The sequence below is a fragment of the Maritalea sp. YIW29 genome (assembly GCF_057219265.1).
Map to the genome: position 1 here is coordinate 50103 of NZ_JBXVVF010000002.1, position 16727 is coordinate 66829.

Annotated in this window: 18 protein-coding genes; 4 read left to right on the forward strand and 14 right to left on the reverse strand. The window is 49.2% G+C overall.

What is annotated here, in order from left to right:
• Positions 1 to 122: 122 nt before the first annotated feature.
• Together AC2D8L_RS09340 and AC2D8L_RS09345 are read right to left on the reverse strand one after the other, a co-directional pair.
• Entirely contained in the window at positions 123 to 629 is a 507-nt protein-coding gene (locus AC2D8L_RS09340) for an A24 family peptidase (RefSeq protein WP_484685213.1), read from the reverse strand.
• A 148-nt stretch (positions 630 to 777) separates the two neighbouring features.
• The gene (locus AC2D8L_RS09345; protein WP_484686382.1) at positions 778 to 963 is read right to left on the reverse strand and encodes a Flp family type IVb pilin; all 186 of its coding nucleotides are present in this window, start codon (positions 961 to 963) and stop codon (positions 778 to 780) included.
• 331 nt (positions 964 to 1294) lie between these two features.
• Here AC2D8L_RS09345 and AC2D8L_RS09350 point away from each other — a divergent pair, with 331 nt between their 5' ends.
• The 4 genes from AC2D8L_RS09350 to AC2D8L_RS09365 all read left to right on the forward strand — a co-directional run bounded on the left by AC2D8L_RS09350 (position 1295) and on the right by AC2D8L_RS09365 (position 3621).
• A complete protein-coding gene (locus AC2D8L_RS09350; RefSeq protein WP_484685214.1) occupies positions 1295 to 1756 on the forward strand; it encodes a pilus assembly protein N-terminal domain-containing protein in 462 nt (153 codons plus the stop codon).
• A gap of 104 nt (positions 1757 to 1860) precedes the next feature.
• Positions 1861 to 2394, forward strand: a complete 534-nt coding sequence (locus AC2D8L_RS09355; RefSeq protein ID WP_484686383.1) for a TadE/TadG family type IV pilus assembly protein — start codon at positions 1861 to 1863, stop codon at positions 2392 to 2394.
• A complete protein-coding gene (locus AC2D8L_RS09360) occupies positions 2394 to 2957 on the forward strand; it encodes a TadE/TadG family type IV pilus assembly protein (protein WP_484685215.1) in 564 nt (187 codons plus the stop codon). Before AC2D8L_RS09355 ends, AC2D8L_RS09360 begins: the two co-directional genes overlap by 1 nt.
• A 37-nt stretch (positions 2958 to 2994) precedes the next feature.
• Positions 2995 to 3621 carry an HAD family hydrolase gene (locus AC2D8L_RS09365; protein ID WP_484685216.1) on the forward strand — a complete coding sequence of 209 codons (627 nt, stop codon included), beginning with the start codon at positions 2995 to 2997 and terminating at the stop codon, positions 3619 to 3621.
• Here the strand turns inward: AC2D8L_RS09365 and AC2D8L_RS09370 are convergent.
• Genes AC2D8L_RS09370 through AC2D8L_RS09425 form a run of 12 tightly spaced genes read right to left on the reverse strand, consistent with a single transcriptional unit; the run spans position 3610 to position 16592 of the window.
• A complete protein-coding gene (locus tag AC2D8L_RS09370) occupies positions 3610 to 4035 on the reverse strand; it encodes a lipocalin-like domain-containing protein (RefSeq protein ID WP_484685217.1) in 426 nt (141 codons plus the stop codon). The genes AC2D8L_RS09365 and AC2D8L_RS09370 overlap by 12 nt on opposite strands.
• Positions 4036 to 4050: 15 nt before the next feature.
• Positions 4051 to 4680: a uracil phosphoribosyltransferase gene (gene upp, locus AC2D8L_RS09375; RefSeq protein WP_484685218.1), complete on the reverse strand. Its 630-nt coding sequence runs from the start codon at positions 4678 to 4680 to the stop codon at positions 4051 to 4053.
• Positions 4681 to 4714: 34 nt separating this feature from the next.
• Positions 4715 to 5932 (reverse strand): phosphopentomutase, encoded by a 1218-nt coding sequence (locus tag AC2D8L_RS09380; protein WP_484685219.1) that lies wholly within the window; start codon positions 5930 to 5932, stop codon positions 4715 to 4717.
• Positions 5933 to 5969: 37 nt separating this feature from the next.
• Entirely contained in the window at positions 5970 to 7286 is a 1317-nt protein-coding gene (deoA, locus tag AC2D8L_RS09385; protein WP_484685220.1) for a thymidine phosphorylase, read from the reverse strand.
• Between the two features lie 12 nt (positions 7287 to 7298).
• Positions 7299 to 9668, reverse strand: coding sequence for an aldehyde dehydrogenase family protein (locus AC2D8L_RS09390; protein ID WP_484685221.1), 2370 nt, complete (start codon positions 9666 to 9668; stop codon positions 7299 to 7301).
• A gap of 9 nt (positions 9669 to 9677) precedes the next feature.
• Complete coding sequence (gene deoC / locus AC2D8L_RS09395) at positions 9678 to 10667, reverse strand: deoxyribose-phosphate aldolase (RefSeq protein ID WP_484685222.1); 990 nt, start codon at positions 10665 to 10667, stop codon at positions 9678 to 9680.
• A complete protein-coding gene (locus AC2D8L_RS09400; protein WP_484685223.1) occupies positions 10664 to 11467 on the reverse strand; it encodes a purine-nucleoside phosphorylase in 804 nt (267 codons plus the stop codon). Before AC2D8L_RS09400 ends, deoC begins: the two co-directional genes overlap by 4 nt.
• A complete protein-coding gene (locus tag AC2D8L_RS09405; RefSeq protein WP_484685224.1) occupies positions 11464 to 11874 on the reverse strand; it encodes a cytidine deaminase in 411 nt (136 codons plus the stop codon). Before AC2D8L_RS09405 ends, AC2D8L_RS09400 begins: the two co-directional genes overlap by 4 nt.
• Before the next feature lies 1 nt (position 11875).
• Positions 11876 to 12844 (reverse strand): ABC transporter permease, encoded by a 969-nt coding sequence (locus tag AC2D8L_RS09410; protein ID WP_484685225.1) that lies wholly within the window; start codon positions 12842 to 12844, stop codon positions 11876 to 11878.
• Entirely contained in the window at positions 12845 to 13960 is a 1116-nt protein-coding gene (locus AC2D8L_RS09415) for an ABC transporter permease (RefSeq protein ID WP_484685226.1), read from the reverse strand. It abuts the gene before it with no gap.
• Between the two features lie 14 nt (positions 13961 to 13974).
• Entirely contained in the window at positions 13975 to 15549 is a 1575-nt protein-coding gene (locus AC2D8L_RS09420) for an ABC transporter ATP-binding protein (RefSeq protein WP_484685227.1), read from the reverse strand.
• Positions 15550 to 15575: 26 nt separating this feature from the next.
• Complete coding sequence (locus AC2D8L_RS09425; RefSeq protein ID WP_484685228.1) at positions 15576 to 16592, reverse strand: BMP family lipoprotein; 1017 nt, start codon at positions 16590 to 16592, stop codon at positions 15576 to 15578.
• Between the last annotated feature and the right edge of the window lie 135 nt (positions 16593 to 16727).

Here is a 16727-nt window from a genome sequence, read left to right on the forward strand (position 1 = left end):
CAAGAGTTCGCACATCACTTTCACAGGAGTATCGGTTCAAAGGGTCAAAGTTTGGTTAACCGAGTCTTGGGAATTAGCGTTAATAGATACTAAATTGATCAGACTTGTTGACCAGCAAAGCTCTAAGGCAACATCAACCCAAGGTAAATTGCCGAATTGACATAGACAATCATAGCGCCTGCGGCCAGTGCAATTCCGTATGGCGCACCGATGGATTTATCATGCAATCGCAGTATCCATTCAACATTTGGCAGGGCAGCCTGCGGCACCAACCACCTAAACAAGAGTAGCCCTAGTGTAAGTATGCCACCAAAAAACGCGGAATAAACAAGAAATTCCACAATATTTTCCAATCCAACCCACAAACCAATTGATGCCGCAAATTTTGCGTCACCGCCGCCAATCCAACCAGGTATGAAAAGCAAAAATGCCACCACCAGTACTGCAAAACCAACTAGCAAGTGCATTCCGATTTGTTGAAAAGGAAAACCGATTACCAAGCTTAGGCCAACAAAACCAGCAATCAATGCTATGGAAATCCAATTTGGGATACGCATTGTCAGCAAGTCATAAGCTGCTGCAAGAGCCATAATGAATGGATAAAATATCGCCAAGATTGAGAAAAACATCCAAAATTCCGCTGTTGTTAAAATACCGTATCGTGCGAAAATTAGTTAAAAATAGTTATACTGGCGTAAATCACATAAAAAAAGAGGGGCCATTCGCCCCTCTAAATTACATTCGCAAATTGAATGGCGATAAACCACTCATCAAAGATTACTTCTTAGTTGCTGCAGTTCCGCCTAGTTCAACAGTGATTTTGTTGAATGTTGCGAATAGCGAGTCACCAAGCGCTGTAGCCGCGCCAATGATTACCACTGCGATAAGTGCTGCAATCAAACCATACTCAATTGCTGTTGCACCAGATTCGTCATTCAAAAACTTTTTTACCAAAGTCATTATATTGCTCCTTGCTCCATGCCACAACGTGACAAAAATATTGTCCGATCCTCACCATCGAACTCGAGGTCAACACTATGCCCGGTTTCTTGAGATTGAGTTAATTTGACCAATCGACATTCGAGGCAACTCATTGATTTTACTTATACTTACCAGTTCATTACCAAACATGATTACTAGATCGTTAACAAAACTGGGGAGCGACAGCGCAGATGTTACGCTACGACGCCGGAACTACAATTTACAAAATCTGAATGACATTACGATAATTTGCCATTTGTTCACCATTATTGGTCATCCTTAGGCAAGAGTTCTAAGTAAAGCAGGATAAATCATGTCATTTACAAAAGCAGTTTTAGCGGCTTGTACGATCGTGTTGGGGTTGATTGTTTCTAGTCCAGCATTAGCGTCTGACGCACAAAGCGAAGTAAAGGTCATGATGAATATGGCGCGAATTTTGCGGTTGCCGTCGGCAGCGTCTACCGTTGTTATTGGGAACCCCGTTATTGCCGATGCGGTAATACAGGACCCAAGAACACTCGTCCTAACGGGTAAGGGATATGGTAGCACCAACCTTATTGCATTGGATTCCGTGGGCAATCCAATTGCCGACATCATCGTGCATGTCAGTGCGGACAACAAGAACGTCGTGACCGTGTTTCAAGGCATGGCGAAGACTTCAATGTCCTGTACGCCAAATTGTCAGCCAATGGCAATTGGTGGAGACGACCCCACCTTTGTTGGCCAAGTGGCAAATTCACTTTCCACTGCGGCAAGTGTCGGGACCGAGAACTAGAATTACAAATATTGAGTCAGCTTCGAGCGTTTAAATCAATTCAATTGTAATTCTTTTGATGAATACTGGATTCTGACGAAAATTCCTATTTGGGAAATAAGTTGATGCAGATCTTGTCGTTCAAGAGATTACTTCTACGCAAAGCCAAATTGCTCCATCGCGAAGACGATGGGGTAACTGCAATTGAATTTGCTCTCTTGGCCGTCCCATTCTTTTCCATACTTGGCGTCATATTTGAAACTGGATTATATCTATTAAGCAGTCAGGTTTTTGATAATGCCGTGGACGATGCAGCCCGCCTAATTATGATCGGCGAAGCAACGACAGCAGGCTATTCACCTGAGACATTCAAAAACAAGATATGTGACAATACCTTTGGATTGCTCGACTGCCCTCAGATAAAACTTCGTGTTCGACCCATAGCTACTTTTGCCGACGCAGATACAACTCCTCCTGTGGACAAAGATGGAAAATGGACTTTGGTCGAAGAATTTCGCTCGGGGCAACAGACTCAGGTCATTCTTGTTGAAGCCTACTATAAATGGAACACGTTTTTTGGCTTCGACTATGGATTTTCAAAATATGGAGACTCTCTGATATTCTCTTCCACACGTCTCTTTATGAACGAGCCGTTCTGATGCACAAAAAAATTAGAAACTTCGTTACAGCGTTGCTCTTTTCATTCCGCAAAAGCGAACACGCCATCGCCGCGGTCGAGTTTGCGTTGATTTTGCCCGTCATGCTTTTTGTTTACATTGGTGGTGCGGAAGCAAGCCGTCTCGTCATCATGGACAGACGCCTCGCCGTCGTGGCCGGAACGGTAGGCGATCTGGTTGCCCGGACAGATGGGTCAATTACACGGAGCACACTTGACGACTTTTTTGAAGCCGCAGACTTCATAATGGAGCCTTACCCATCAGCTAAGCTCAAGCAAATTGTTACAAGTGTTGCAATTGACAATAACGGCGTAGCCAAAGTTGTTTGGAGCCGAGGATATAATGGCGGAGTGGCGCACTCCGTAGGAAAAATAATAGACGTTCCAAATCGCCTTGCTCAACAGTCAAAGTTGAAAACAATAATCGTAGGTGAGGCCACCAACGAATGGACACCAATTGTCGATTTTGTGTTCACATCAGGTGTAACCCTAAACAAACGGTTCTTCTATTGGCCGCGCCATGATGCTGGCATTTCATTGAACTAGGTCAACCTTCAAATCTCTATAAACTGAAAGCAAAATAATGACGGAAAATCTTATTCCGGTCTTTGACCTTGGCGGTGTGTTCCTTGACTGGAACCCCATGTACTTATTTCGCAAATTGTTTGATGGGGAAGAAGAAGCGCAAGCCTTTTATGACAATGTGTGCACTGGACTTTGGAACTTGGAGTTTGACGCTGGCAAGACATATCAAGAGGGCGTTGAGGAGAAGACCAACCAGTTCCCTCAGTATTTTGATCAAATTAGTGCGTTCAACAAACGTTGGCATGAAATGCTGGCGGGGCTTTATGATGGCACGATTGACATTCATAATGAGTTGATCGCCGCAGAAATCCCAACATTTGCCATCACCAATTTCTCACGCGAAAAGTTCCATGAGTGTTTGGAAAAGTTCGAGTTTTTGCAAAAATTTGATGGGATTGTTGTTTCAGGCAACGAACGGCTGGTTAAGCCAGACTATCGCATTTACCACCGCTTTTTAGATCGGTATGGCTTATCAGCTGATCAATGCGTGTTCATTGACGATAGCTACCCCAACATCGCTGCAGCGCGATATGTGGGCATGCAGGCAATTCATTTTCAGTCGCCTGAACAATTGCGCGAAGAACTGATAACGTTGGGACTGCCGCTTAGAGCGCTAGCTAGCTAGTCTTTTATAGGTTTCGACCAAGTAGCCATCTTTGTCCGCAAAACCTAGCCGCTTGAGGGGGTATATCCCCTCTTGTGTTAGCACATCGTCGACATAAGTCAGTTTGAAGGCAATCGATTGGCCTTCATAATTCGGGTATGAGCAAAAATCCACATGCTCGATATAGTCCTGCCCGTTAAGGTCATAGCGACCAGCGCCCGCATCGAAGGACTTCGCTCCTTCTAAACGTTCCTCGTCCGTGACGGCAGGAGAATAGGCATCGCGGTCAGGTACACCCGAGAAAAACGAAAAATGGTTACGGGTGAACAGTTTGATGTACTTTCGCCGCGGATCAAGAATAGACGTCGTTTCACCATCCTTGGTGATTTCCGCTGACATCAATGTCCATTCGCCAAGCAGGTCATCTATGTTCATCGATGCTAATCCTCGTTAGCGTGTGCCGTACATCCGGTCACCTGCGTCCCCAAGCCCCGGCACAATGTAGCCCTTTTCATTGAGCTGCTCGTCAATGGCAGCCGTGAAAATTGGGACGTCAGGATGTGCCTCTTGAAAGCGTTTGATCCCTTCAGGCGCAGCCAACAAACACAAAAAGCGCAAGTTATTCGCGCCGCGGCGTTTTATGCGATCTACGGCTGTAATGGCAGAATTTGCCGTTGCAAGCATTGGGTCGACCACCACCACGAGACGATCGGCCACATCAGATGGGGCTTTGAAATAATATTCAACAGCCTCAAGGCTTTCAGGATCACGGTAAAGCCCAATATGGGAAACCCGGGCTGCGGGCACCAGATCAAGCATGCCTTCCAGCAATCCGTTTCCTGCCCGCAGGATCGAGGCGAAAACAAGTTTCTTGCCCTTTAGCTTTGGCGATTTCATGGGCTGAATTGGGGTCTCAATATCAATATCTTCAACTTCCAAATCGCGGGTAATTTCGTAGCACAATAGATGCGCTATTTCGCGAAGCAACCGGCGGAAGCTGGCCGTCGATGTGTCTTTATTCCGCATAATCGTCAATTTATGTTGGATCAGCGGATGATCAACAACTGTTACATTTCCCATAATTCTATCCCTTGCCCATTCTTAGATGGCGCAATTAGATAAAATTACGCCCATGTGGCCCTGCTGGCAATTTTAGCCACGCCGCTACTGTTTCACCTATATCAGCAAATGTCGATCTTGCACCCGCTGATCCTTTGGTCAAATTTGGGGAAAACGTTAAAACGGGAACTTGTTCGCGTGTGTGATCTGTTCCGCGCCAGGTCGGATCACAACCATGGTCGGCGGTGAGCACCAGCAAATCATCTTCATTCATCTTGGTGATAAATTCAGGCAAACGACGGTCAAACTGTTCAAGCGCTGCCGCATATCCCGGCACATCTCTCGTGTGACCAAACAGCATGTCGAAATCGACAAAATTTGTGAAAATCAAATCCCCGTCACGCGCCATTTCCATCGCATCAAGCGTTGCGTCAAACAAGGCCATATTGCCTGTGGCCTTGATTTTGTGGGTGACCCCTTGTGCGGCGTATATGTCTGAGATTTTTCCGATCGCAAACACTTGACGCCCATTGTCTTTCGCACGATCAAGCAATGTCGGTTCGGGTGGTAATATGGAGAAATCCCGACGGTTTCCTGTCCGTACAAAATCCGCATTGGTTTCACCAACAAATGGCCGCGCGATTATGCGGCCAATATTGTATGGCTTAACCAGATCATAGGCGACTTCACAAATTTCATACAAACGCTCAAGGCCGAAATGTTCTTCATGCGCTGCAATTTGGAAAACGCTGTCTGCACTTGTGTAACAGATGGGCTTACCCGACTTGATGCTCTCTTCGCCAAGCTCCCCGATCACCACAGTACCCGAGGCATGCTTGTCACCCAAGATGCCCGGCAATTTTGCACGTTTTATGAATTCTTGTGTTAGTTCCTCAGGGAACGTAGGCACTGTTTCCGGGAAATACCCCCAATCAAATGGAACCGGCACGCCAGCGATTTCCCAATGACCTGAAGGTGTGTCCTTGCCTTTTGAAACTTCACTTGCATGGGCCCAAACACCTGCTCTGTGTTCGCCAGAAAGACCTGCGGGTAACTCGCCAGAGGCTGCTTGAGCTGCAGCGCCAAGGCCCAGCATATCCATATTTGGAATGATCAACGGACCCTTGCGCAAGCCGTCTTTGTCGCCATTGCCGTTCGCGCAGGCTTCAGCAATGTGCCCCAGCGTATTTGACCCCTCGTCGCCAAATTCTGCGGCGTCAGGCGCTCCGCCAATGCCAAAACTATCGAGTACACATAGAATTACACGGGGCATATAGGCCTCCTTCTTCAGGGACGCAAATTGAAGACAATTAGGCCGTAATCAGCCCGTGCAACAACTCGCTGTTCGTTCTTTCGCCGTCCAGCTGGTATGCCTTGCGCAGCCGCATTGCCGCTTCAGATGCAATATCTTCGTCGCTGGCGTGGATGCGTGCAATTGGCGTTTCATTGTCCAACATAGTGCCGATTGAGGCGATCTGGTCAAATCCAACCGCATAATCCAGCTTGTCGGTCGGGGTCGTGCGACCGCCACCAAGCACAACAACACCCATGCCGACGCCACGTGCATCGATGCCTGTCACAAGGCCTGACCTTTCAGCAAACACATCACGGATAATCGGTGCTTTAGGCAAATATTGCGCATGATTTTCCATGAAATCCATCGGACCACCGAGCAACGCAACCATTTTGCCGAACCGCTCCGCCGCTGCACCATTATTCAAAACTGTACGGCATTGTTCGCGCGCAGCGTTCATATCGCCTTCAATGCCAGCCAGTCCAAGACCCAAAGCAGCAAGTTCAATTGTTACATCCAACAACCGCTGATCTTGATGAGCGCCTGTTAGAAACTCAACCGCGTTTCGCACCTCAACGGCATTGCCCGCGGCGCTGGCCAATGGCTCGTTCATATCGGTGATTAGAGCCGACGTTTTCACCCCTGCGCCGTTGGCCACATGCACAAGACTTTTTGCCAACTCGTCCGCGTCATCCGCTGTGCGCATAAAGGCACCGGTGCCGACTTTTACATCAAGAACAAGTGCATCCAATCCTGCCGCCAATTTCTTGGAAAGAATTGACGAGGTGATGAGAGATACATTTTCCACGGTCGCGGTGACATCACGAATGCCGTACATCATTTTGTCGGCTGGGGCGAGATCAGCTGTTTGGCCAATAATCGCGCACCCCGCTTCGCGTACAACTTTGCGGAACAGCTCATTGTCTGGGCTGGTTGTGTATCCGGGGATGGCATCAAATTTGTCAAGCGTGCCGCCCGTATGGCCAAGCCCACGACCAGAAATCATGGGAACATAGGCGCCAACGGCGGCCCAAATCGGCGCAAGCATCAGGGATACATTATCCCCCACGCCGCCAGTTGAATGCTTATCTAAGATCGCGCCATCAAAGTTTGACCAATCCAGCACTTCGCCGCTGTCGCGCATAGCCTCAGTTAGCGCGATGCGTTCTTCCAGTTCCATATTCTGAAAAAAAACGGCCATCGCGAACGCTGCGGCCTGTTCAGGCTTAACCGCTCCTGACACCATGCCCGCGATGAAGTCGCTGATTTCTTCTTTAGAAAGTCGTTCTCCATCGCGTTTTCTGGCGATCACTTCTTGTGGCAAAAAGACCATAATACATCACCTTTATGCGCCGTAGGGCACCCAAACATTTTTGATTTGGGTCGTGCGTTGCAAGAAATACGGGCCATCGCAAATTTGCTTGTTGGTCCAGTCAATCTGCTTACCCTTGTTGGTCCAAGTTTGCTTGAGATTGTGGATTGAAAGCTCTTCAACGCGCTTTCCACCCGCTTCATCGCCAACATAGAATTGTGCGTCCACGCCATCATGCTCAACTAAGGTTTTGGTCAGGCTGTCTTTTTCACCGGTTACGATGTTCACAACGCCACCAGGCAAATCAGATGTTTCCAAAATTTGGTAGAAATCCGTCATCGCCAAGGGTGCATGTTCAGATGGCACCAACACCGTGGTGTTGCCCATAGCAATGGCTGGGGCCAACAGTGAAATAGCGCCAAGCAATGGCGCTTCATCTGGTGCTGTAATTCCGATTACGCCAATCGGCTCGACCATTGCAACCGTCATATTGCGCACAGGTGGGTTGTGCACCGCACCATCATATTTGTCTGACCAGCCAGCAAAGGCAAATAGGCGTTCGATGGAAAGATCGACTTCTTTGTTTGCAGCAGCAGCCGTCGCGCCCGTCATTGCCCGCAAACGATCCGCAAATTCGCTTTTTCGATAGTCGAGATTTTCACCCATGTAATAAAGGATTTGCGCGCGCAGGTGGGCCGTCTTGTTGCCCCAACCTAAAGAACCGCGTGCCGCTTCCACCGCATTTCGAATGTCTTTGCGGTTACCTTCACCAACTTCAGCAATAAGCTTGCCATCTGTTCCGGTGATTGGTCGTGCATATCCGCCATCAGGGCGTGACTGTTTTCCGCCAACATAAAGCTTCGCGGTACGGTCCACACCATCAGTTTCGAACAGTTTTGGTGCGGCAGGTTTCGGTGTCGCTGGAAGCGGCTTGAGTTTGGTTTCCCAAACCGGGCGAAGATAGGCCGCCATGCCCTCTTTACCGCCCTCGCGACCGAAGCCACTTTCTTTGTAACCACCAAATCCACATGCGGCATCGAATTGATTTGTGGAGTTAACCCACACAATCCCAGCCTTCACGCGCGGTGCGATATCAAGCGCTAGATTAATATTTTCACTCCAAACACTGGCCGCCAATCCATAACGAGAATTGTTAGCCAAAGCGACAGCTTCGTCTGGCGTGCGGAAACTAATCGCCACCAAAACGGGGCCAAAAATTTCTTCGCTAGCGATAATGTTGGCTGGGCTGACATTGGTGAACAAGGTCGGCTTCATGTAGCAACCATCATTTGGCACATCGCCATCTGGCTGATACTTAATCGCGCCTTCTGCTTCACCCTTTTTCATCAACTCAGTAACGCGCTCAACCTGAATTGGCGCAATTAGAGCGCCAATATCGATGGCTTTATCCAGCGGATCGCCGACCCGCAATTTGGCCATGCGTGCTTTTAGTTTTTTGATGAAACGCTCTTCAATGCTCTCTTGGATGAGAAGCCGTGATCCAGCACAACATACTTGCCCTTGGTTGAACCAAATGGCATCAACAAGCCCTTCAACAGCGCTATCTAAATCCGCATCTTCAAATACAATAAATGGCGACTTGCCGCCCAGTTCAAGCGAAATGCCTTTGCCTGATCCGGCCGTTGCTTTGCGGATAGCTTTTCCGACACCTGTTGATCCCGTAAACGCCACCTTGTCGATGCCATCATGTTCCATGATCGCCGCGCCGACTTCGCCATTGCCTGTGACGATGTTCACTACACCGGCTGGCAAATCAATTTCCTTGCAAATTTGAGCGAACAGTAATGCAGTAAGAGATGTCAGTTCCGCCGGTTTAAGCACCACCGTGTTGCCAGCAGCCAAAGCAGGCGCAATTTTCCACGCCATCATCAATAGGGGGAAATTCCAAGGAATAACCTGCCCACACACACCGTATGGCTGATGGTCAGGGAATTCGCGATCAATATGCTGTGCCCAACCTGCATGGTGATAGAAATGGCGAGCCACCAATGGGATGTCTAAATCGCGGCTCTCGCGAATTGGTTTTCCGTTGTCCATTGTTTCAAGCACCGCAAACAAACGCGCATGTTTTTGCAACTGACGCGCGATGGCATAAAGATATTTAGCGCGTTCAAATCCCGACAAAGCCTGCCATGGGCCCGTTGCTTTGCGCGCAGCCTTCACCGCGCGGTCAAGATCCGCTTTTGTGCTCTGTGTGATTTTTGCCAGTTCCTTGCCATTGGCAGGGTTCGTCGTCGCAAAGGTTTTGCCCGGTTTTGTAAAGTCGCCATCAATGAAGCTGCCGAACTTGCGGCCATGGCTTTCAAGCCACGCCATCGCTTGCTCATCACCCTCTGGGGCTGGACCATAATCTAGGTTCTTAAAAATCTCAGGAATGTTCATTGTCCCGCCTTAGACCATCGGTTGGCGATAATCCGCCGCATAGCGACCGGTCGCGTTATGTTCGAGTTGTCGTTCGATATCTGTCAAAAGGCTTGACGCGCCAAAGCGGAAAAGGTGTGGCTGCAACCAATTATTGCCCAGTTCCTCTTTCATCAACGCCATGTAAGTCAGCGCATCTTTCGCCTTCGAAATACCACCGGCTGGCTTATAGCCAATTTCAATGCCGGTTTCTTCATGGAACCAGCGGATCATGCGGATCATCGACAGGGATGTTTGCAAGTCTGCGTTGACCTTTTCCTTGCCCGTCGATGTTTTGATGAAGTCAGCGCCCGCCAACATGCAAACCAAAGAGGCTTTTGCCACATTGGTTTGGGTGGCTAATTCGCCAGTGCCCAAAATGGTTTTCAAATGCGCTTCACCGCATGCTTCGCGGAAGGCCTTCATTTGATCGTAGAGCGCTTGCCAATCACCGTTCAGCACATGATGACGTTCGATAACGACGTCGATCTCTTTCGCCCCCGCAGCAACAGAAGCTTCAACTTCTTTCACTCGGGTTTCAAACGGGGTTAAGCCCGCAGGAAAACCAGTGGAAACCGCAGCAACGGGAATGTCAGATCCCTTCAACGCCTCAACGGCCGTTGCAACAAAATTGTGATAAACGCAAACTGCACCAGGATTAACTTTGAGCCCGTTGGCACCCACCGCATCCAAAATCTCTGGACGCACCGGTTGGCGTGCTTTTGCGCATAGTCGTTCGACACGCCCCGCACTGTCGTCGCCATTTAGCGTTGTCAGATCAATCATGGTGATCGCCCGCAGCAACCAAGCGGCTTGCCATTGTTTTTTAACCGAACGGCGGGTGCCGATGGTTGATGCGCGACGCTCAAGTGCTGAGCGGTTCATGCGTACCTGACGCATCCAGCCCAAATCCAAATCAAAACCCGGGTTTCGTTTGTGATTGTGGTTGTGCGCGTCGATTTCTACAGCTTTTAGGGTCATAACTCCCCAACCAATCTCTCAAGCAATTGCTCGAGTTTTTTCGCGCCTTTAAGCGCCATTTCTTTCGTGTGGTGGTGCGAGATATTTTCGTCAGAAAGCCCCGCACCCATATTCGTAACCGATGAACATGCCCAAACGCGCATACCCAAAAATCGTCCCAATATCGCCTCAGGTACCGTCGACATGCCGACTGCATTTGCGCCGAGGGTTTGAAACATGCGAATTTCAGCAGGCGTTTCAAATGTTGGACCCGAATACCAAGCGTAAACGCCCTCTTTCAACGTGATCCACAGTTCGTCGGCAATGGCTTGCGCCTGTTTGCGGATTTGTGGGTCATAAGCATCAACCATATTGACGAACCGGTCGTCGGTTGGCTCGCCAATTAGCGGGTTGGTGCCATTATAATTGATATGATCGGCGATCATCATCAATTCGCCCGGCGGAATGTCTTTTTCCAATGAACCAGCAGAATTGGTAAGCATCAGCGTGTTCACGCCGACGGCCTTCATTGTTTCAAGCGGCACGCGCATGACGTCCGCTCGACCTTCTTCGTAAAAGTGCGCGCGGCCAGTCAAGATTGCGATGCGTTTGCCGTTCAACAGACCAACAAGAAGCGACTTGCCGTGTCCGGAAACGCCACCGGTTGGAAAACCAACCAATTCGTCATATGCGATTTCGATGCGATCACTTAAAAGGTCGCCGACGCCGGATAAGCCTGAGCCGAGCACCAAAGCAATTTCAATTGGCTCACTTCCCGCATGATCATGAATAATCTCGGCATTTGCTTCTGCAACACTCATTTTACAGCCTCTAGGCTTTCCGGACCAAAACTATCCGGCAAGATTTCATCCATCGTATAGCTTTTCTCGTCGCCGTCTTCGCCTGTGCAAATGATGACGGTGTCCTTTGTGGCGAATTCCCGAATGCGCTGGCGACAACCACCGCATGGTGTCACAGGATCAACCCCCTTGCCGATCACAAAAATGCGGTGAATTTTCTTACCGCCTGCGCCAACCATGGCAGAAATTGCAGATGCTTCAGCGCAATTGCCCTGCGGATAAGCAGCATTTTCAACATTGCAACCGGCATAGACGTTACCATCGTCAGCAAGAATTGCCGCACCAACAGGAAATTGAGAATATGGCACGTGTGCATGCTTGCGTACCTTTTGGGCCGCATCATAAAGGGCTTGCGTTACCGCATCCATTTTATCTCTCCTTGACGTAGGGAACACCCACCGCTTTTGGTGGCACCGCACGGCCGATAAAGCCAGCGAGCAACACAACTGTCAGCACATATGGCGCAGCCTGAATAAATTGCACTGGCACCTCGCCGATCAGCGGGAACTCAACACCCTGCAGACGAATTTGAGCTGCACTGAGGACACCGAACAACAGGCACGTCCACAGTGCGTTCCAAGGTTTCCACTTCGCGAAAATCAAAGCCGCAAGCGCGATAAATCCACGGCCAGCAGTCATGTTATCGCTAAAACTCGCGCCCTGTGATGTCGATAGATAAGCCCCTGCAATACCGCAAAGCACGCCAGTGACGATCAAAGCCTGATAACGCAGCGCGAACACCGAAATACCTGCTGTATCCAATGCTTTAGGGTTTTCACCCACAGCGCGAAGGCGAAGGCCAAAGCGTGTTCTAAACAAAATCCAGGCGGTTATCGGCACAGCCGCAAAAGCGAAATAGACGATAATTGAATGTCCAGAAATCAGTTGTTCATAGATTGGGCCTACAAACGGAACTTGTCCTATTTCTTGCGCAAATGGCAATTCAATTGGGCCAATACGCGCGTCTTTGGGTAGGTTTGGCGTACTGCCGCCGCGCTTAAAGAGCCAGTGACCAACAAAAACAGTGCCGCCTAGCGCCAAGAAGTTCAAGGCGACCCCTGAGATCACTTGATTACCACGCAAGTTAATCGACGCAATCGCGTGGATCATCGACATGCAACATGAAACGAAAATCGCTGCGAGCATGCCTAGCCAGACATTGCCTGAAATGGCTGCAACGGCGGCAGCGGCGAACGCCGCGCCCAGCATTTTGCCTTCAAGTCCAATATCCACAATGCCTGAGCGCTCAGAATAAAGGCCTGCGAGACAAGCGAGGAGAAGCGGTACGGCAAATCGTACGCTGGAATTAAGCAGAGATAGAATATCGTTCAAGTCCATTTACGCCTCCTTCGCTTCAGTCTCAGCGTCGTCCTTCGGTCGTCGAAACACACCAAACACACGTTCCAGCATCGGCTTAAACATCTCGTCCATAGCGCCAGAAAACAGGATAACCAGAGCTTGGATCACCACGACTAGATCGCTTGGCACTGATGGCATCACAAAGGCCAATTCTTGTCCGCCTTGATAAAGTCCACCAAACAACAAAGCAGCAAGCGCAATCCCGATTGGGTGCGCTCGTCCCATAAAGGCCACCGCAATCCCCACAAATCCAAAGCCTTGCACATAGCCGACGACCAATCGTTTTTGCACACTAACGGCTTCGTTGACCGCCATTAGACCTGCAAGCGCGCCAGCGATCGCCATGGCAATCATAATGATTGTAACAGCAGAAATACCCGCATAGCGCGCAGCATCTGGGTTTGAACCCAATGTACGAATTTTGAAACCAAGTTTGGTGCGCCAGATCAACACATAGACGAAGAACAAAGCCAAAATACCAAAGATGAAAGTGATATTGACCGGAGAGTGTTTGAAGAACTCAAAATATTCGGACAGGAGTGGAATGCGTCCGGTTTCTGCAATCGTTCGCGTCTCAGCATTTGCACCCGGATTGGTGATTACTTGGGCGAGCATGTAGCTCATGAATGCTGACGCAATAAAGTTGAACATGATCGTGGTGATCACGATATGGCTGCCACGCTTAGCTTGCAAATAGCCAGGTATAACTGCCCACAGCGCCCCAAGCGTCATTGCACCAACTGTGGCGCCAACGAGCACGAAAACCCAATGGGTTTGATCAAGCCACAAAGCCATCATAATCGCGCCAAGTCCGGCCACATAGGCCTGCCCCTCGCCACCAATGTTGAATAGCCCAGCATGGAACGCCACAGCGACCGCCAACCCCGTGAATGTGAGGCTTGTGGCATAGTGCAACGTGAACCCTAAATTGTATCCGCTGCCGAATGCGCCATAGGCCAGCACTCTCATGGCTTCAATAGGATTTTCGCCGATAATTGCGACCGCGAGGCCGCCAACAAATAGTGCCAACAGCACATTCATGGCTGGCATCAGGACGTTCAACGCCCAATTTGGCAATGGTTGTCTTGCGCTCATTGCTACTCCCCGACTTATTGTTGGGCTGGGTCTAACCCGGCCATTGCCAATCCAAATTCTTTTTCGCTGGCTGTTGGTGGCAGCTCCGTGACGACTTCGCCGTCAAACATCACAAGCACTCGATCTGACAATGCGCGGATTTCATCCAGCTCGACGGATACGAGCAGCACTGCTTTTCCTTGATCTCTTAGTTCAATGATTTGTTTGTGAATGAACTCGATGGCGCCAATATCAACACCACGTGTGGGCTGACCGATCAGCAAAATGTCCAGATCCCGGTCCATCTCCCGCGCCAGCACAATTTTTTGCTGGTTTCCGCCAGAAAAGTTTGCAGTTTTAAGCCGTGCATTTTGCGGACGAATGTCGAATTTTTCGATACGCTTGTTCGCTTCAGCACGGGCAGCATCCAGTGACAGAATAAGACCTGATCCATATTTATCTGCGTCTTCATAGCCCAGAAGGGAATTTTCCCATTCCTCAAATTGAGTAACCAGGCCCATTTTGTGACGATCTTCAGGTACATGGGCAAGCCCCATGCGCCGCACTTCATCGGCTACACCATCACCATCAAAAACGATGGGTTTCCCATTAATCCGTACTTCACCCAGCAGCGGTGCAAACATGCCTGAAATGGTTTCAAGAAGTTGGCTTTGACCATTGCCGGCGACGCCCGCAATACCAACGATTTCTCCTGCGCGCACATCAAACGACACGTTTTTAACGCGCGGCACGCCAATATCATCGGTTACGGAAAGGCTTTCGACCTCAAGCACTTTATCTGTCGGTTTTGCTTCAGTTTTTTCAACTTTCAACAACACACGACGGCCAACCATCATCTCAGCCAATTTGTCTGGCGATGTGTCTTTAGTGTCCACGGTTCCCACCATGGTTCCACGACGCATTACGGATACCGTGTCCGTAATTGCCATAATCTCACGCAATTTGTGCGTGATCAAAATAATGGTTTTCCCCTCGTCTCGCAGTTGCTCCAAAATGCGGAAAAGCTGATCTGCTTCGGTAGGAGTCAAAACACCGGTAGGCTCATCTAAGATGAGCACATCTGCGCCACGATAAAGCGCTTTTAGGATTTCGACACGCTGCTCTTGGCCTACAGAAAGATCCTCAACAATCGCGTCAGGATCTACATCCAGACCATAATCGTCAGCTAGTCGCGCCAGTTCTTTGCGCGCCGCAGCCTTGCTTGGTGCGAGAAGATTTGACCCTTCAACGCCCAAAATTATGTTCTCTAAAACCGTGAAATTTTCAACCAACATAAAATGCTGGTGCACCATGCCAATACCCAATTCGAGCGCATGGCTTGAATCTTTGATTTTCACCTTTTCGCCATGGACATAAATGTCTCCGGCGTCGGCCGTGTAGAAGCCGTAAAGGATTGACATCAAGGTCGATTTTCCAGCACCATTCTCCCCCACGATACCGTGGATTGAATTGCGCTTAACCGTCAAGTTGATGTCTTTGTTGGCCTGCACCGGCCCAAAGGATTTTGAAACGCCCTTTAGGTCAATTGCAGGAACTGACCCAGCAGCCTGATGAGGCTGCTGGGCTGATTGTGTTTGGTTCTCAACCATGTCGAGTTACCGTTCCCAAGTCCAGATTAAGAAACTGGGCAAGAATTATCTGAACGATAATCGTGCACTGCAATTTCACCCGAAATGATATTCGCGCGCAATTCTTCTAGAATCTTTTGCATATCAGCAGTAATGAGGTCCGCATTGTAACGATCCACCGCTGCATCAACACCACCTTCGGCCAAACCAAGCACCTGAACGCCAGATGTCCACTCATCGTTCAGCTCGTCTGTGAATGCAGATTGCACAGCCAAATCAACGCGTTTAACCATTGAAGTTAGCATGTTGCCTGGGAACAAATAGTTTTGGTTGCTATCAACGCCAATGCCTAACTTGCCTGCATCAACAGCGGCCTGCAAAGCGCCTTCACCAGCAGCACCTGCCGCGGCATAAATTACATCTGCGCCGCGCTCAAGTTGAGAACGTCCAACTTCGCCCGCTGTGTTAACATCGTTAAACGCGCCGAAGTCAGTGCCAATGAAGTTTTGCAGAACTTTAACATCAGCATTTGCTGCTTTTGCACCCTGCACATATCCGCAACCGAATGCCTGCAACAATGGAAAATCAAACGCAGTAACAAAACCGATTGTACCGCTTTCAGATTTCATTGCAGCCATGGCACCAACCATGAATGAGCCTTCTTGCTCTTTAAACAACACTGAACGCACGTTTGGAAGGTCAACAACACTATCGATAATGGCGAAGTGTGTATCTGGGAATTCCTGAGCAACAACTGTTAGTGGCTCTGCCCATGTGAAGCCTGGCACAACGATTGGGCTTGCGCCTTGTTGTGCGAAACGACGAAGCGCTTGCTCACGTTGGGCGTCTGTTTGAATCTCTAGATCTTGATATGAATTGCCGGTTGCTTTGGTGTATGCTTCAGCACCATTCCAAGCCATTTCGTTGAATGACTTATCGTTTTTGCCAGCCGCGTCATAAATTAGCGCAGGGTCAGCAAAAGCTACCCCGGTCATTAGAGCTGCAAATGTCGCTACGCCAAGAACGGCTTTCGCGCCACCTGAAATTTTCTTATGGACAGTCATTGAATTCTCCCTTGTCACATCTTCATATGGTTAAGCTCCCCAAGTAGGAATACTTGAAAGGCGTCCATCTGATATTTTTAATTCAAGCGCTTTATGAGTTCCTCCGCAAGCAAAAACGCCAACTTGCACCCCTCA

What these genes read in the sequence shown, in the direction of transcription:
- AC2D8L_RS09355 (WP_484686383.1), top strand. Translation starts at nt 1,861, where the DNA reads ATGCAGATCTTGTCGTTCAAGAGATTACTTCTACGCAAAGCCAAATTG.
- AC2D8L_RS09415 (WP_484685226.1), bottom strand. Translation starts at nt 13,960, where the DNA reads ATGAGCGCAAGACAACCATTGCCAAATTGGGCGTTGAACGTCCTGATG.
- AC2D8L_RS09380 (WP_484685219.1), bottom strand. Translation starts at nt 5,932, where the DNA reads ATGCCCCGTGTAATTCTATGTGTACTCGATAGTTTTGGCATTGGCGGA.
- AC2D8L_RS09410 (WP_484685225.1), bottom strand. Translation starts at nt 12,844, where the DNA reads ATGGACTTGAACGATATTCTATCTCTGCTTAATTCCAGCGTACGATTT.
- deoC (WP_484685222.1), bottom strand. Translation starts at nt 10,667, where the DNA reads ATGACCCTAAAAGCTGTAGAAATCGACGCGCACAACCACAATCACAAA.
- AC2D8L_RS09425 (WP_484685228.1), bottom strand. Translation starts at nt 16,592, where the DNA reads ATGACTGTCCATAAGAAAATTTCAGGTGGCGCGAAAGCCGTTCTTGGC.
- AC2D8L_RS09340 (WP_484685213.1), bottom strand. Translation starts at nt 629, where the DNA reads ATGTTTTTCTCAATCTTGGCGATATTTTATCCATTCATTATGGCTCTT.
- AC2D8L_RS09390 (WP_484685221.1), bottom strand. Translation starts at nt 9,668, where the DNA reads ATGAACATTCCTGAGATTTTTAAGAACCTAGATTATGGTCCAGCCCCA.
- AC2D8L_RS09370 (WP_484685217.1), bottom strand. Translation starts at nt 4,035, where the DNA reads ATGAACATAGATGACCTGCTTGGCGAATGGACATTGATGTCAGCGGAA.
- AC2D8L_RS09365 (WP_484685216.1), top strand. Translation starts at nt 2,995, where the DNA reads ATGACGGAAAATCTTATTCCGGTCTTTGACCTTGGCGGTGTGTTCCTT.
- AC2D8L_RS09360 (WP_484685215.1), top strand. Translation starts at nt 2,394, where the DNA reads ATGCACAAAAAAATTAGAAACTTCGTTACAGCGTTGCTCTTTTCATTC.
- AC2D8L_RS09400 (WP_484685223.1), bottom strand. Translation starts at nt 11,467, where the DNA reads ATGAGTGTTGCAGAAGCAAATGCCGAGATTATTCATGATCATGCGGGA.
- AC2D8L_RS09405 (WP_484685224.1), bottom strand. Translation starts at nt 11,874, where the DNA reads ATGGATGCGGTAACGCAAGCCCTTTATGATGCGGCCCAAAAGGTACGC.
- AC2D8L_RS09420 (WP_484685227.1), bottom strand. Translation starts at nt 15,549, where the DNA reads ATGGTTGAGAACCAAACACAATCAGCCCAGCAGCCTCATCAGGCTGCT.
- upp (WP_484685218.1), bottom strand. Translation starts at nt 4,680, where the DNA reads ATGGGAAATGTAACAGTTGTTGATCATCCGCTGATCCAACATAAATTG.
- AC2D8L_RS09350 (WP_484685214.1), top strand. Translation starts at nt 1,295, where the DNA reads ATGTCATTTACAAAAGCAGTTTTAGCGGCTTGTACGATCGTGTTGGGG.
- deoA (WP_484685220.1), bottom strand. Translation starts at nt 7,286, where the DNA reads ATGGTCTTTTTGCCACAAGAAGTGATCGCCAGAAAACGCGATGGAGAA.